The sequence below is a fragment of the Stenotrophomonas sp. 93052_Sma genome (genome assembly GCF_056481145.1).
Window position 1 is genome coordinate 2,052,785 of record NZ_CM151134.1, and the last position, 15,334, is coordinate 2,068,118.

Here is a 15,334-nt window from a genome sequence, read left to right on the forward strand (position 1 = left end):
GTCTGCATGTCTTCCCACGCCCCCGCTCATCCCGTTGCCCCGGCCGATCTGGCTGCACCGTCCATCGTCGTGCACAAGTTCGGCGGCACCTCGGTGGCCGATGCCGAACGCTACCGCCATGTTGCCGGCCTGCTGCTGGCCCGCCCCGAATCGCTGCAGGTCACTGTCGTCTCGGCGATGAAGGGCGTCACCGACGCACTGATCGATCTGGCCCAGCTGGCAGCCAAGGGGGACGAAGGCTGGCGCGAGGCCTGGCATGCGCTGCGCGCGCCATCGTGGCGCCGCTGTGGCGCTGCTGGGCGAGCAGGTGGGCGAGACCGTCGAATGGATCGACGCCCGCTTCGATCAACTGGCCGACGTGCTGGCAGCGTTGGCGGTGATCGGCGAGCTGCCACGCGAAGTACTCGACCGCGTGCAGGGCCTGGGCGAAGTGTTCTCCGCGCAGTTGCTCGGCACGCACCTGCAGGCGCTGGGCGCAGACTGTGCAGTGCTCGATGCGCGCGACGTGCTGGTGGTGGGGCATGGCGAACTGGGTGTCGATGTCGACTGGGAAGCCAGCGCCGACCGCCTCGCCAAGTGGCGCCTGCAGCATCCGCAGCCACGCCTGGTCGCCACTGGCTTCGTCGCCCGTGACCGTCATGACCGCATCACCACGCTCGGCCGCAACGGCAGCGATTACTCCGGCGCGATCTTCGCCGCGCTGTTCAACGCCGATGAACTGCACATCTGGACCGATGTCGACGGCGTGCTGTCGGCCGACCCGCGGCTGGTGCCCGAGGCGGTGCAGCTGGAGTCGCTGAGCTACGACGAGGCCTGCGAGCTGGCTTATTTCGGCGCCAAGGTGGTGCACCCGCAGACGATGTCGCCGGCGATCCGCCTCGGCCTGCCGATCTTCATCCGCAATACCTTCCAGCCGGCGCATCCGGGGACGCGCATCAGCGCCGAGCGCTCGCCGCGCGGGCCGGTGAAGGGCCTGACCCTGAGCCCCGGGTTGGCCCTGCTGAACCTGGAAGGCACCGGGCTGATCGGTGTGCCCGGTACCGCCGAGCGCGTGTTTGCCGCCCTGCGCCAGGCGCAGGTATCGGTGGTGATGATCTCGCAGGGTTCGTCGGAACATTCGATCTGCTGCGTGGTGCGTGCCGCCGAAGCCGCGCGTGGCCGCGAGGCGCTGCTGCATGCGTTCGCGCATGAGCTGTCGGTGGGCCAGGTGCAGAGCGTGCAGGTCAGTGAGGGCGTTAGCGTGCTGGCCGCGGTCGGTGACGGCATGGCCGGCCAGCCCGGCGTGGCGGCGCGCCTGTTCGAGGCGCTGGGCCGTGCGCAGGTGAACATCCTGGCGATCGCGCAGGGCTCGTCCGAGCGCAACATTTCAGTGGCGGTGGACAGTGCCGATGCCACCCGCGCCTTGCGCGCCGCGCATGCCGGCTTCTGGCTGTCGCCGCAGACGTTTGCGGTCGGTGTGATCGGGCCGGGCAACGTCGGTGCCGCACTGCTGGACCAGTTGCTTGCCGCACGCCCGCAGCTGCTGGCCAAGGCCAATGTGGATCTGCGCCTGCGCGCGCTGGCCTCGCGTTCGCGCATGCGCCTGGAAGTGGATGGCCTGCACGCCGACTGGCGGGAGGCCTTGCAGGAAGCGGGCGAGTCCAGCGATCTGGATCGTTTCACCGAACACCTGCTGGCCGCGCACCTGCCGCATGCGGTGGTGATCGACTGCAGTGGCAGTGCCGAGGTGGCCGAGCGCTATGAGGGATGGCTGGCGGCCGGCATCCACGTGGTCACCCCCAACAAGCAGGCCGGCGCCGGGCCGCTGCCGCGCTACCAGCGCATCCGCGCCGCGGCGGCGGCCAGTGGTGCACGCTTCCGCTACGAGGCCACGGTCGGCGCGGGCCTGCCGGTGATCACCACGCTGCGTGATCTGGTCGATACCGGTGACGAGGTGCTGGCGATTGAAGGCATCTTCTCCGGCACGCTGGCCTGGCTGTTCAACCGCTTCGATGGCAGCCAGCCGTTCTCGCAGCTGGTCGCGCAGGCGCGGTCGATGGGCTACACCGAGCCGGACCCGCGCGATGATCTTTCGGGTGTGGATGTGGCGCGCAAGCTGGTGATCCTCGCCCGCGAAGCCGGCCACGCGCTCAGCCTGGATCAGGTACAGGTAGAAAGCCTTGTGCCGGCGCTGCTGCGCGATGGCAGCGTGGATGAGTTCATGGCGCGGCTGGGTGAGTCTGATGCCAGCCTGCTGCAGCGCCTGCAGGACGCGCGGGCGCGGGGGGCGGTGCTGCGCTATGTGGCACAGCTGGGTGCCGATGGCGCCTCGGTCGGTCTGCAGGAGCTGCCGGCCGATCACGCCTTCGCCAACCTGCGGCTGACCGACAACGTGGTGCAGTTCCGCACCCGTCGCTACTGCGACAACCCGTTGGTGGTGCAGGGTCCGGGCGCCGGCCCGGAAGTCACCGCGGCCGGTGTGTTCGCCGACCTGCTGCGGGTCGCGGCCGGTGAAGGAGCGCGCCTGTGATCGCACGTGCGTTCGCGCCTGCCTCGGTGGCCAACGTGGCGGTGGGCTTCGACATTCTCGGCCATGCCATTGCCGGCATTGGCGATACCGTGAGCGTGCGCCGCATCGATGAGCCGCTGGTGCGCATCGAGGCGATCCGTGGCAGTGCCATTGAGTTGCCACTGGATGCGGCCGGGAACACCGCAGGTGCAGCCTTGATGTCGCTGCGCGCAGGGCTGGGCCTGGACTTCGGTTTCGCGGTGGAAATCGACAAGGGCATTCCGTTCGGTTCCGGCATGGGCGGTTCTGCAGCGTCATGCGTTGCTGCGTTGGTTGCCGCCAACGCGCTGCTGGATGTGCCGCTGCCGCGTGAGGCGCTGTACCCGTTTGCGCTGGATGGCGAGGCAGTGGCCAGTGGTGGCCGTCACGGTGACAACGTCGGCCCGCTGCTGCTGGGTGGCCTGGCGTTGTGTACGGCTGATCGCCTGTTGCCGATCCCGGTGCCGGCCAGCTGGCACAGCCTGCTGGTGCATCCGCACGCGGTGCTGGAAACGCGCCGTGCCCGCCAGGCCCTGCAGGGCAGCTATGCGCTGGGCGAGTTCGTGGCACAGAGCGCGAACCTCGCACTGGTGCTCAGTGGTTGCCATCGCAGCGATGCCGCACTGGTGCGCGCGGGATTGCGCGACGTGCTGGTGGAGCCGCGCCGGGCCGGATTGATTGCCGGCTTCGAAGCTGCCCGTGATGCGGCGCTGTCGGCCCATGCAATGGGCGCAGGCATCTCCGGTGCCGGACCGAGCGTGTTTGCCTGGTTCGAGGATGCCGACCAGGCACTTGCCGCCGCCACATCGGTGCAGGCCGCATTTGCAGCCGCAGGTTTCGACAGCGATGCCTGGGTGTCACCGCTGGATGCACCGGGAGCTCGCTTGTGCTGAATCCTTCCCCTTTACTGGATACCCAATCCATGCAATTTGTTTCGACCCGCGGCCAGTCTCCGGCCGTTGGCCTCAGCGCGGCGATCGCCGCCGGATTGGCGCCCGATGGCGGGCTGTATGTCCCCGCGCTTCTGCCGGCCGTCCGCGAACTGCAGGCCGGGCCGACCCTGGCCGATACCGCCGCCGATCTGCTGGCACCGTTCTTTGCTGGCGACGCACTTGAGACCGCGCTTCCGGCGATCTGCTGCGAAGCGTTCGACTTCCCGGTGCCGCTGCGTGCGCTCGGCGATGGCGACCACGTGCTGGAGCTGTTCCATGGGCCGACGGCGGCGTTCAAGGACATCGGCGCGCTTCCTGGCCGGTACGCTTTCGCGGCTGCAGGCCGGCAAGGACCGTGACCTGACCATTGTCGTGGCCACGTCCGGCGATACCGGTGCCGCCGTTGCAGCGGCCTTCCATCGCCAGCCGGGCGTGCGCGTGGTGGTGCTGTATCCGGATGGCCGCGTATCTCCGCGCCAGGCGCATCAGCTCGGTTGTTTCGGCGACAACATCCAGGCCCTGCGTGTGGCGGGTGCGTTCGACGATTGCCAGGCGATGGTCAAGCAGGCACTGGCTGACCGCGAACTGCAGGCGCAGGTGCCGTTGAGCTCGGCCAACAGCATCAGCCTGGGCCGACTGCTGCCGCAGATGAGCTATTACGCGCATGCGGCGTTGAGCCACTACGCGGCGCATCGTCGCCGGCTCAACCTGGTGGTGCCGACCGGCAATCTGGGCAATGCGATGGCGGCCGTGCTGGCGCGCGCTGGGCGTGCCGATCGGTCAGATCGTGCTGGCCACCAATGCCAATGCGGTGCTGCCGGCGTACTTCAATGGCGGCGACTACCAGCCGCAGGCCAGTGTGGCGACGGTGGCCAATGCAATGGACGTGGGTGCGCCGAGCAACTTCGAGCGACTGCGCTGGCTCTACCACGGCGACGACGCGGAACTGCGTGCTGCGTTCCGTGCGTTCGCGGTGGATGACGTGACCATCCGCGCGACGATTGCGGCAGCGCATGCCAGCCGCAGCGAGCTGTTCTGTCCGCACACGGCGACGGCGGTGAAGGTGCTGCAGGACCTGCGTGCACGCGGTGCCAAGGGCGACTGGGCGGTGGTGGCCACGGCGCATCCGGCCAAGTTCGAGGCCGTGGTCGAGCCGCTGATCGGCGAAACGGTGGCGGTGCCGCCTGCGCTGGATGCGTTGCTGCAGCGGCCGGCGCACGCCGAGCCATTGGCGGCCGATTACGCGGCGTTGCGTGAGGTACTGCTGCGCTGAGCGGAGAGGGACGCGGTTGCCGGCCAGCGGCCGGCACTACCCGTGCTGCGTTATCTGGTAGTGCCGGCCGCTGGCCGGCAACCCCACGGACCGCGATGCGGTCAGATCAACCCTTCACCGGCCAGCGTGCGCAGCCCATCCTCGTCGAGGATCTCCACCACGTTCAGGTGGGGCAGGGCGATCAACCCCTGCTGGCGCAGCTTGGTGAAGGTACGGCTGACCGTTTCCATGGTCAGGCCCAGATGGTCGGCGATATCGCCGCGGCCCATCGGCAGCGATACGCGCAGGCCGTCGCCGCCCAGCTTGGCCTCGCGCGCGGCCAGGCGCAGCAGGAAATCAGCCAGCTTCTCGGCCGGCTGCAGGCGCGCCAGTGCCAGCGCGGCATCCTGCGCGGCATCCAGTTCCTGGCAGGCACGCTGCAGCAGCTTGCGCTCCAGGTGCGGGAAACGGCTGCGCAGTGCCTTCATCTGTGGCAGCGCGACGCGGCAGACGCGGCTGTCGGCGATGGCCTCGATGTCGTAGCGATGGTGGTCGCTGCCGCTCAGGCCCAGGTAGTCGCCGGGCAGCACGAAGCCGTTGATCTGGCGGCGGCCGTCGGCCAGGGTGCGCACCAGGCGCAGTGCGCCGCCGGTCAATGTATAGACATGGTCGCGCTCTTCACCGGTGCGGGCCAGCGTGCTGCCCATGCTGACCTGCTGCGAGACGGTGACCTGCTCCAGCGCCTGCACTTCATCGGGCGACAGCGCCGAGCACACCGCAAGGTGGCGAACCGAGCAGTGCAGGCAGTCCAGCGTGGCGCAGGACGGCGAGGCGGGATCGTTGGTGGCGGGCGGAGCGCCGGAAGGCCGTGACATGTTGCGGGGGGCGTATCGCGGGCGGGGAGGGCCTTATGATACTTCAAGCGGCCGTTCGACCCTGCCCGTGGCGGGGGCGCTAGAATGTCGCCCCCTCCCACGTCCCGTTCCAGCAGGAGTTCCGCCCGTGATCAAGCCCCGTACCCCGCCCGGCACCCTTGAACTGCTGCCGCGCGAGCAGATTGCGTTCCAGCGCATGCTGGACGTCATCCGCCGCAACTACGAGCGCTTCGGGTTCCTGCCGGTGGAGACGCCGGTGTTCGAGCTGTCCGACGTGCTGCTGACCAAGTCCGGTGGCGAGACCGAGCGCCAGGTGTACTTCGTGCAGTCCACCGGGGCGCTGGCGAACGCGGCCGAGTCGGGCGATCGCTCGCTGCCGGAAATGGCGCTGCGCTTCGACCTGACCGTGCCGCTGGCGCGCTACGTGGCCGAGCACGAACACGAACTGACCTTCCCGTTCCGCCGTTACCAGATGCAGCGCGTCTACCGCGGCGAGCGCGCCCAGCGCGGCCGTTTCCGCGAGTTCTACCAGTGCGACATCGACGTGATCGGCAAGGACAGCCTGAGCGTGCGTTACGACGCTGAAGTGCTGGCGGTCATCCATGCGGTGTTCTCGGAACTGCGCATCGGTGACTTCAGTATCCAGCTGAACAACCGCAAGCTGATGCGCGGCTTCTTTGAAAGCCTGGGTGTGGCCGAGGGTGAGCGCCAGCTGGCGGTGCTGCGCGAAGTGGACAAGCTGGACAAGCGCGGCGCCGATTATGTGCGCGAGACGCTGGTGGGCGAGGGCTTCAACATCCCGGCAGAACAGGTCGAGAAGATCCTGGCGTTCGTGGCCGTGCGTTCGCAGGGTCATGCCGATGCGCTGGCACAGCTGGCGACGTTGGAAGCGGCGGCGCAATCGTCGGAAACCCTGCGTGCCGGCGTGGCCGAACTGCGCGAAGTGCTGCAGCTGGTGCAGGCGCTGGGCGTGCCGGAAACCGCGTATTGCCTGAACTTCTCCATTGCGCGCGGCCTGGACTACTACACCGGCACCGTCTACGAGACCACGCTGACCGACCACCCGCAGATCGGCTCGATCTGCTCGGGCGGCCGTTACGAAGACCTGGCCAGCCACTACAGCAAGTCCAAGCTGCCGGGTGTGGGTATCTCCATCGGCCTGTCGCGCCTGTTCTGGCAGCTGCGCGAGGCCGGCCTGATCGACGGCATCGAAGCCAGCAGCGTGCAGGCGCTGGTGGCGCTGATGGACGAGCAGGGCATGCCGCAGTCGCTGGACATTGCCCGCCGCCTGCGCGCCGGTGGCATCAACACCGAAGTGCAGATGGAGCCGAAGAAGATCGGCAAGCAGTTCCAGTACGCGGCCAAGGCTGGCATCCGCTTCGTGGTGTTGGCGGGTGAGGATGAACTGGCGCGCGGCGTGGTGGCAGTGAAGGACCTGCTGCGCGAACAGCAGTTCGAAGTCTCCCGCGACGAGCTGGCCAGCACCCTGCTGGTGGAGCTGGAGCAGTCCAAGGCGATGGTGTGAAGCCTGCCGCCGCAGGAGTGCTGAGCGTGCTCCTGCTGGCGGGCTGCCAGAGCGACCCGGCGCTGCACAGCACGCGGATCGGTCTGGACCAGTACCGGCTGCAGGTTGATCGTTGCCATGTGATCGACAGAGCGCAGCTGGAGAGTGACCTGCAGGCTTTGGCCTCGCAGAAGTGCACGGCAGGTGCGGGGGCGTTGGAGAACATCCAGTCCCGGCCGAGCCGGCAGGGCAGCCTGTTCGGCGAATGCCTGCGGCGCGGGGCGCTGCAGGCGGAGGTGCGCTGTATGCCCTGAGTCGGGCCAGGTGGTTGATTTAAAAGTAGAACGCCCGCCCTTCGGTGGGCGTTTTGCGTTTGTGGAAAACAGCAGTCGAGCACGGCTCGACTCTACAAAAGCCGGTTCCGATCAGTTTCCCAGCGAGATCCAGCAGATCGCGGCCAACTGTCGAAGGCGGGGAGGGTCCGGTGGCAGGGGTGTGAGCGGCATGGATGCCGCGACCAAGCCCCCATGGATGGGTTAACGGCGTCCCCTGCCACCGGACCCTCCCCGCCAACGCTCAGCAAATCAGCATTTGCTTTTGCTCTGGCTCTTGGCGGGTGCAGGGCAGCAGCCCTGCCGCCCCCTCAATCCTCGATTTGACGCACTGCGCAAGAATGCGCTAATGTACTAACGCGCTATTACATTGATGCATGGAAACGACCCCGTGAAAGCCCGCCCCGAGATTGCCGCCAAAGACCCGAAGGCCGACCTGGAAGCCCTGGCCCAAGCCTTTGCCGCCCTGCGCGAACCGGAACAGGTCGAAGCCTTCCTGCGTGATCTGTGCACCCCGGCCGAGCTGGAAGCCATGGCTGACCGCTGGAAGGTGGTGCCGCTGCTGCAGCAGGGCGTGCCGTACCGCGAGATTCACGAGCGCACCGGCGTCAGCGTGACCACCACCGGACGGGTGGCACGCACGCTCGAGCATGGCCATCGAGGCTATGCCGCCGCCATCGACCGCCTTGCCTCGCGCTGATCCGCGCCCCGTTCCGAACTTCGAGACATCCCCCATGAGTGCAACCCAGGCAGCGCCGGCACGAGACCGGCTGCGTATCGCCATCCAGAAGAGTGGCCGGCTGGCCGAACCCGCGCGCAACCTGCTCAGCGCCTGCGGCCTGAGCTGGCGCGAGAGCCGCGACAAGCTGTTCTGCTACGGCGAATCGCTGCCGGTGGACCTGCTGCTGGTGCGCGACGACGACATCCCCGGCCTGATCGCCGACGGCGTCTGCGATCTCGGCATCGTCGGCCGCAATGAGCTGGACGAACAGGCCGCCGCGCGGCGCCAGATCGGTCTGCCGGATGCCTACCAGGCGTTGCGCGGGCTGGGCTTCGGCCAGTGCCGGCTGATGCTGGCGGTGCCCGAGGAATGGCAGTGGCAGGGTCCGGCGCAGCTGGCCGGCACCCGCATCGCCACCAGCTACCCGGCCATCCTCAAGCAGTGGCTGGCCGAGCAGGGCGTGGACGCACAGGTGGTCGAGCTGTCCGGTTCGGTGGAAATCGCCCCGCGCCTGGGCACCGCCGACCTGATCTGCGATCTGGTGTCCAGCGGCGCCACCCTGCGCGCCAATCAGCTGACCCCGGTGCACAACCTGCTCGACAGCGAGGCGGTGCTGGCCGGCGCGGTGCGCGTGCCGGATGATGCACGTGCATCGCTGCGCGCGATGCTGCTGCGCCGCCTCGACGGCGTGGTGCAGCGCCAGGACCGCAAGCTGCTGATGTTCCGTGCCAGCGAGGACCGCGTCGACGCGCTGGCACAGCTGCTGGCCGATGCCGAGCCGCTGGTGCGGTTGCCGGCCGATGGCGGCGCGCTGCGCCTGCAGACCATGTGCCCCGGGCCGTTGAGCTGGCAGCGCATGGAGGAACTCGAGCGCGCAGGTGCGCAGGGCCTGATGGTACTGAGCGTGGAGCGGTCGCTGGCATGAACCGTCTGATCTGGTCCCGACTTGATGAGGCCACGCGCAGCGCGGCATTGACCCGCCCGGTGCAGACCGTGGCGCAGCAGACCCGCGATGCCGTGGCCGCGCTGATCGCGCAGGTGCGCGCGCAGGGCGACGACGCATTGCGTGCGATTACTGCACGTTTCGACCGTGTCGAGCTGGCCTCGTTTGAAGTTTCCGAAGCCGAATTCGCCGCTGCCGAAGCGGCCGTGCCCGCCGAACTGCGCCAGGCGATGGTCGAAGCCGCCGAGCGCATCGCGCGCTTCCACGCCGCTGGCATGGGCAAAGGCTATGCAGTTGAAACCGCGCCGGGCGTGGTCTGCGAACGCATGTTGCGTCCGATCGGCCGGGTGGGCCTGTATGTGCCGGCGGGCAGCGCGCCGTTGCCGTCCACCGCGTTGATGCTGGGCGTTCCGGCGCAGCTGGCCGGCTGCCCGCAGGTGGTGCTGTGCACGCCGCCGCGCGCCGATGGCAGCGCCGATCCGGCGGTGCTGGTAGCCGCGCGCCTGACCGGCGTGCAGCGCGTGTTCAAGCTGGGTGGTGCGCAGGCGATCGCCGCGATGGCCTATGGCACGGCCAGCATTCCGGCTTGTGACAAGCTGTTTGGGCCCGGCAACAGTTTCGTCACCGAAGCCAAGCAGCAGGTCGCACAGGATGGCGCGGCCGCCATCGACATGCCGGCCGGTCCCTCCGAAGTGCTGGTGATTGCCGATGCTGGCGCCAATCCGGCGTTCGTCGCCGCCGACCTGCTGTCGCAGGCCGAGCACGGCCCGGATTCGCAGGTGCTGCTGCTGACCGACGATGCCGCGATGCTGGCGGCGGTCGAGGCAGAGGTGGAGCGCCAGGTGGCCCTGCTGCCGCGCCAGCAGATCGCGCGACAGGCGTTGTCGGCGTCGCGGCTGATCCAGGTCGATTCGCTGGACGAGGCCTTCGCGATCAGCAACCGCTATGCGCCCGAGCACCTGATCCTGGCCTTGCGCGAACCGCGCGACTGGCTGGGCCAGGTGCAGGCGGCCGGCTCGGTGTTTCTGGGCGATTACACCCCCGAAGCGCTGGGCGACTACTGCAGCGGCACCAATCACGTGCTGCCCACTGCGGGTGCCGCGCGCCTACAGCGGTGTCAGCGTGGCCAGCTTCCAGAACCTGATCAGCGTGCAGAGCGCCAGCGCTGCCGGCTTGGCGGCAATCGGCGGCTGCGCACGCGTCATCGCCAGCGCCGAAGGGCTGGATGCGCACGAGCGTGCAGTGGCCCTGCGTATGGAGGCCGCCGCATGAGCGCCGCCATTGATGAAGTGCTGGCGCTGGTGCGCCCGGATCTGCAGGCCTTCGACGGCTACAGCTCGGCGCGCAGCGCGGCGGTGCAGGGCGAGGTCTGGTTGAACGCCAACGAGTCGGCCTGGGCCAATCCGGCTGATGCGGCGGGCAACAGCCGGCGCTATCCGGAACCGCAGCCGCTGGCGTTGCGTGAGGGCCTGGCGGCGCTGTACGGCGTGACGCCGCCGCAGCTGCTGATCGGCCGTGGCAGCGACGAAGCCATTGATCTGCTGGTGCGTGCCCTGTGCGTGCCGGGCCGCGATGGCGTGCTGGTCACGCCGCCGGTGTTTGGCATGTACGCGGTCTGCGCGCTTGCAGGGCGCCGCACTGATTGAAGTGCCGCTGGTGGATGCCGAAGACGGCCTGCGCGCTGATCTGGATGCTGTGATCGACACCGCCAGGGCACGCAATGCCACGCTGGTGTTCCTGTGCGCACCGTCAAACCCGGCTGGCAGTGACATCGCCCTGGACGAGGTCGAACGCGTGGCGGTTGCATTGCGCGGGCAAGCGCTGGTGGTGGTGGACGAGGCTTATGTCGAGTACGCGCAGCGCCCGTCGGCGACCACGTTGCTGGCCACGCACGCCAATCTGGCAGTGCTGCGCACGTTGTCGAAGGCGCACGCACTTGCGGCCGCGCGCATCGGCACCCTGATCGCCGCGCCGGAACTGATTGCCGTACTGCGGCGCTGCCAGGCGCCGTACCCGGTGCCGACCCCGTGCGCCGAGCTGGCCGTGCAGGCGCTGCAGCCGGCCGCACTGGCACGTACCGCCGAGCGCGTGGCCACGGTCATTGCCGAGCGCGAACGCCTGTTCGCTGCGCTGCCGGGCCTGCCTGGCGTTCGTCGCGTGTACCGCTCGTCCGGCAACTACCTGCTGGTCCGCTTCGCTGATGCGCAGGCAGCGTTCGACACCTTGCTGGATGCCGGTGTGGTGGTGCGCGACCAGCGCGCCGCGCCGCAGCTGGGTGATGCACTGCGCATCAGTATCGGCAGTCCCGAAGAGAATGACCGCGTGCTTGCGGCCCTGTCGGCGCGGAGGGCCGCAGCATGACACCGATCCTGTTCATCGACCGCGACGGCACCCTCATCGAGGAGCCGTCCGATTTCCAGATCGACGCCTACGAGAAGCTGCGCTTCGTGCCGCAGGTGATCCCGGCGCTGCTGAAGCTGCGCGATGCCGGCTACCAGTTCGTGATCGTCACCAATCAGGATGGCCTTGGCAGCGACAGCTACCCGCGCGCCAGCTTCGATGGCCCCAACGACCTGATGCTGCAGATCTTCGAAAGCCAGGGCATCACCTTCCGTGACGTGCTGATCGACTGCAGCTGGCCGCAGGACAAGGCGCCGACCCGCAAGCCGGGCATCGGCTTGATGACAGGCTACCTGCAGGACCGCAGCATCGACTGGGCGCGCTCGGGCATGGTTGGTGACCGCATCACCGACCTGCAGTTCGCCGACAACCTCAACATCCGTGGCTTCCAGCTGCGCACCGAACAGTTCGGTGGCGAGTGGGACTGGCCGGGCATCGCCCACGCGCTGGCCGATGCGCCGCGCACCGCCGTGGTCCAGCGCAATACCAAGGAAACGAAGATCCGTGTCGAACTGGACCTGGATCGTGCCGGCGACGCGCACATTTCCACCGGACTGCCGTTCTTCGACCACATGCTGGAACAGATCGGCAAGCATGGTGGCTTCGCGCTGGACATTCAGGCCGAGGGCGACCTGCACATCGACGAGCACCACACCATCGAGGACACCGGGCTGGCGCTGGGTCAGGCCCTGCGCGAGGCGCTGGGCGACAAGCGCGGCATCGGCCGCTACGGCTTCACCCTGCCGATGGACGAGACCCTGGCCAGCGCTGCGCTGGATTTCAGCGGCCGCCCCTATTTCGTGTTCGAGGGCGAGTTCAAGCGTGAGCGCGTGGGCGATATGCCGACCGAGCTGGTGCCGCACTTCTTCCGTTCGCTGTGCGACGCCAGCGGCCTGAACCTCAACCTGCAGGTGCGCGGCGACAACGACCACCACAAGGTCGAGGCCTGCTTCAAGGCACTGGCGCGCGCTGCGCCCGGCATTGGCCCGCCAGGGCACGGCACTGCCGAGCACCAAGGGGGCGCTGTGAGCGACGTTGCGCTGATCGACGCCGGCGGTGCCAACCTGGGCTCGGTGCGCTACGCATTGGAGCGCCTGGGCGCGACGGTGCGGCTGGTGCGCGATGCGGACGGTCTGGTCGGTGCGCAGCGGGTGATCCTGCCCGGCGTCGGCGCCGCCGGTCCCGGCATGCAGCGCCTGCATGCGCAGGGCCTGGTGGAACCGCTGCAGCGACTGGAGGTGCCGCTGATGGGCATCTGCCTCGGCATGCAGCTGCTGTTCGAGCGGTCCGAGGAGGCCGGCGTCGAGACACTGGGATTGATTCCGGGCGTGGTGCGCAAGCTGGTGCCGGCCTGTGGCATCCGCGTGCCGCACATGGGCTGGAACCGCCTGCTCCCGCTGCGCGAATCGCTGCTGCTGCAAGGCGTGCCGGAGCGCGCCAGCGCCTACTTCGTGCACAGCTATGCGGCGCCGCTCAATACCCACACCGTCGCTGCCTGCGACCACGGTGGCCTGTTCACTGCCGTGGTGGAGCAGGGGCGTTACTACGGCGCACAGTTCCACCCCGAGCGCTCCGGCGAGACCGGTTCGCTGATGCTGCGCAACTTCCTCGAGGGCACTGCTGCATGAGTTTCATCGTCTACCCCGCGCTGGATATCCGCGACGGCCGCGTGGTGCGGCTGCGCCAGGGTGACTACGCGCAGGAAACCTCGTATGGCGACGATCCGCTACCGCGTGCACAGGCATTCGCTGCGCAGGGCGCGCAGTGGATGCATCTGGTCGACCTGGACGCTGCGCGTGCCGGTGGCTACACCCTTGCGCCGCTGCTGGCGTCGATCCGTGCGCAGACGCCGCTGCAGGTGCAGACCGGCGGTGGCGTGCGCGGACGCGACGACGTGGCGCGCATCCTCGATGCCGGCGCCGGCCGCGTGGTGGTGGGTTCGCTGGCAGTACGCCGCCCCGACGAAGTGGTCGGCTGGCTGGAGGAGTTCGGCGCCGAGCGCATCACCATCGCGCTGGATGCCCGCCAGGATGCCCAGGGCCAATGGCAGTTGCCGGTGCACGGCTGGACCGAGAACGCCGGCGTGACCCTGGATGATCTGGCCCAGCGCTATGCGCGTGCCGGCATGCGCCACCTGCTGTGTACCGACATCGCCCGCGACGGCATGCTGGCCGGGCCCAACATCAGCCTCTACCAGCACCTGTCGGCGCTGCTGCCGGGCGTGGCCGTGCAGGCCTCCGGCGGTATCCGTGACGTGGCCGATGTGACAGAAGCCCGTGCCGCAGGTTGCGGCGGTGCGATCCTCGGCAAGGCGCTGCTGGAGCAGCGCATGGACCTGACGGAGGCGCTGGCATGCTGAGCCGCCGCATCATTCCCTGCCTGGACGTGCGCGATGGCCGCGTGGTCAAGGGCGTGCGCTTCCGCGACCACGTCGACATGGGCGACATCGCCGAGTTGGCGCAGCGCTATCGCGACCAGGGGGCGGACGAGCTGGTGTTCTATGACATCGGCGCCAGCCCCGAGGCGCGTTCAGTCGACGTCGCCTGGATCGAGCGCATCGCACGCCTGATCGATATTCCGTTCTGCGTGGCCGGTGGCATCGACAGCGTGGAAACCGCGCGCCGCGTGCTGTTCGCCGGTGCCGACAAGGTGTCGATCAACTCGCCTGCGCTGGGCCGCCCGGAGCTGATCACCGAGTTGGCAGACGAGTTTGGCGTGCAATGCGTGGTGGTCGGTGTCGATTCGGTTCGCGAGGCGGATGGCCAGTGGCGGGTGCGCCGCTTCAGTGGCGACCCGGACAGGACCCAGGCGGTGCCGCTGCGCACGCTGGACTGGATCGTCGAAGCACAACGACGTGGCGCTGGCGAGATCGTGCTGAACTGCATGGACAGCGATGGCGTACGCCGTGGCTACGATGTCGTGCAGCTGCAGCAGGCGCGGGCCCTGTGCCAGGTGCCGCTGATCGCCTCCGGCGGTGCCGGTGCGATGGAGCACTTTGCCGAGGCTTTCGACCAGGCCGACGTTGACGGCGCGTTGGCGGCCAGTGTGTTCCACAGCGGCGCCATTGCCATTCCAGAATTGAAGCGCTACCTGCGCGGGCAGCAGATCGAGGTGCGGGATGTCTATTGAAGTGAAGCCGTCACTGGATGCGCTGCAGGCGCTGGACTGGGGCAAGGGCGAAGGCCTGTTGCCGGCGGTGGTGCAGGATGCCGACACCCTGCAGGTGCTGATGCTGGGCTATGTCAGCGCCGAATCGCTGGCTGCCACGCTGGCCATCGGCCACATGACCTTCTTCAGCCGCAGCAAGCAGCGGTTGTGGACCAAGGGCGAGCAGTCCGGCAACGTGCTGGTGGTGCAGTCGATCAGCGTCGACTGTGATGCCGACACCCTGCTGGTGATTGCACGCCCGGCCGGGCCAACCTGCCACACCGGTGCCGAGAGCTGTTTCGACGGGGCACCGAAGGATTTCCTGGGCGGGCTGGGCCAGCTGGTGGCGATGCGTGAGGTACAGCGCCCGCCAGGCAGCTACACCACCAGCCTGTTCGAGGGCGGCATCCGCCGCATCGCGCAGAAGGTGGGCGAGGAGGGCGTGGAGACCGCATTGGCCGCCGTGGCGCAGGATGACGAGGCGTTGCTGGGCGAGGCCTCGGACCTGCTGTATCACCTGCTGGTGCTGCTGCGTGCGCGCGGGTTGTCGCTGGATGATGCGCGGGCGGTGCTGGAAAAGCGCCACCGTTGAAGAGCGGTAGTGCCGGCCGCTGGCCGGCAACCTCATGATCGTCGGGCATCGGCTGGTTGCCGGCCAGCGGCCGGCACTACCGGCAATGCGCCACAGCGTGCGCGATGTC

At 68.5% G+C, this 15,334-nt stretch carries 10 protein-coding genes and 5 pseudogenes; 14 read left to right on the forward strand and 1 reads right to left on the reverse strand.

Annotation, left to right across the window (positions count from 1 at the left end; all coding sequences use genetic code 11):
• Nucleotides 1-6 precede the first annotated feature (6 nt).
• The 3 genes and pseudogenes from thrA (at nucleotide 7) to thrC (ending at nucleotide 4,732) form a co-directional block, all read left to right on the forward strand.
• A pseudogene (gene thrA, locus ACZK2V_RS09725) lies at nucleotides 7-2,509 on the forward strand (bifunctional aspartate kinase/homoserine dehydrogenase I).
• Nucleotides 2,506-3,420 carry a homoserine kinase gene (locus ACZK2V_RS09730; RefSeq protein ID WP_164161438.1) on the forward strand — a complete coding sequence of 305 codons (915 nt, stop codon included), beginning with the start codon at nucleotides 2,506-2,508 and terminating at the stop codon, nucleotides 3,418-3,420. Before thrA ends, ACZK2V_RS09730 begins: the two are co-directional and overlap by 4 nt.
• 29 nt (nucleotides 3,421-3,449) lie before the next feature.
• Nucleotides 3,450-4,732: pseudogene (gene thrC / locus ACZK2V_RS09735) on the forward strand (threonine synthase).
• Nucleotides 4,733-4,833: 101 nt separating this feature from the next.
• Here the strand turns inward: thrC and ACZK2V_RS09740 are convergent.
• On the reverse strand, nucleotides 4,834-5,586 hold the full coding sequence (locus ACZK2V_RS09740; RefSeq protein WP_043397202.1) for a Crp/Fnr family transcriptional regulator: 753 nt from the start codon (nucleotides 5,584-5,586) through the stop codon (nucleotides 4,834-4,836).
• 127 nt (nucleotides 5,587-5,713) lie between these two features.
• On the opposite strand from ACZK2V_RS09740, the gene hisS reads away from it, so the two are divergent.
• From hisS to hisIE, 11 genes and pseudogenes are all read left to right on the forward strand, one after another.
• On the forward strand, nucleotides 5,714-7,111 hold the full coding sequence (gene hisS, locus ACZK2V_RS09745) for a histidine--tRNA ligase (protein WP_049398516.1): 1,398 nt from the start codon (nucleotides 5,714-5,716) through the stop codon (nucleotides 7,109-7,111).
• A 26-nt stretch (nucleotides 7,112-7,137) separates the two neighbouring features.
• Nucleotides 7,138-7,404 carry a hypothetical protein gene (locus tag ACZK2V_RS09750; protein WP_486323206.1) on the forward strand — a complete coding sequence of 89 codons (267 nt, stop codon included), beginning with the start codon at nucleotides 7,138-7,140 and terminating at the stop codon, nucleotides 7,402-7,404.
• 409 nt (nucleotides 7,405-7,813) lie between these two features.
• Nucleotides 7,814-8,122, forward strand: a complete 309-nt coding sequence (locus ACZK2V_RS09755; RefSeq protein WP_088025802.1) for a YerC/YecD family TrpR-related protein — start codon at nucleotides 7,814-7,816, stop codon at nucleotides 8,120-8,122.
• 34 nt (nucleotides 8,123-8,156) lie between these two features.
• Nucleotides 8,157-9,068, forward strand: coding sequence for an ATP phosphoribosyltransferase (hisG, locus tag ACZK2V_RS09760; protein ID WP_010482592.1), 912 nt, complete (start codon nucleotides 8,157-8,159; stop codon nucleotides 9,066-9,068).
• Nucleotides 9,065-10,358 (forward strand): annotated as a pseudogene (hisD, locus tag ACZK2V_RS09765) (histidinol dehydrogenase). The gene hisG and the pseudogene hisD overlap by 4 nt, the downstream one beginning before the upstream one ends.
• Nucleotides 10,355-11,447, forward strand: a pseudogene (gene hisC, locus ACZK2V_RS09770) (histidinol-phosphate transaminase). The pseudogenes hisD and hisC overlap by 4 nt, the downstream one beginning before the upstream one ends.
• A pseudogene (gene hisB, locus ACZK2V_RS09775) lies at nucleotides 11,444-12,515 on the forward strand (bifunctional histidinol-phosphatase/imidazoleglycerol-phosphate dehydratase HisB). Before hisC ends, hisB begins: the two co-directional pseudogenes overlap by 4 nt.
• Nucleotides 12,512-13,114, forward strand: coding sequence for an imidazole glycerol phosphate synthase subunit HisH (gene hisH / locus ACZK2V_RS09780; RefSeq protein ID WP_008268504.1), 603 nt, complete (start codon nucleotides 12,512-12,514; stop codon nucleotides 13,112-13,114). Before hisB ends, hisH begins: the two are co-directional and overlap by 4 nt.
• Entirely contained in the window at nucleotides 13,111-13,845 is a 735-nt protein-coding gene (gene hisA / locus ACZK2V_RS09785; protein ID WP_486323207.1) for a 1-(5-phosphoribosyl)-5-[(5-phosphoribosylamino)methylideneamino]imidazole-4-carboxamide isomerase, read from the forward strand. Before hisH ends, hisA begins: the two co-directional genes overlap by 4 nt.
• Nucleotides 13,839-14,615, forward strand: a complete 777-nt coding sequence (hisF, locus tag ACZK2V_RS09790) for an imidazole glycerol phosphate synthase subunit HisF (RefSeq protein WP_486323208.1) — start codon at nucleotides 13,839-13,841, stop codon at nucleotides 14,613-14,615. Before hisA ends, hisF begins: the two co-directional genes overlap by 7 nt.
• A complete protein-coding gene (gene hisIE, locus ACZK2V_RS09795) occupies nucleotides 14,605-15,225 on the forward strand; it encodes a bifunctional phosphoribosyl-AMP cyclohydrolase/phosphoribosyl-ATP diphosphatase HisIE (protein WP_182267717.1) in 621 nt (206 codons plus the stop codon). Before hisF ends, hisIE begins: the two co-directional genes overlap by 11 nt.
• The last annotated feature ends 109 nt before the right edge of the window (nucleotides 15,226-15,334 follow it).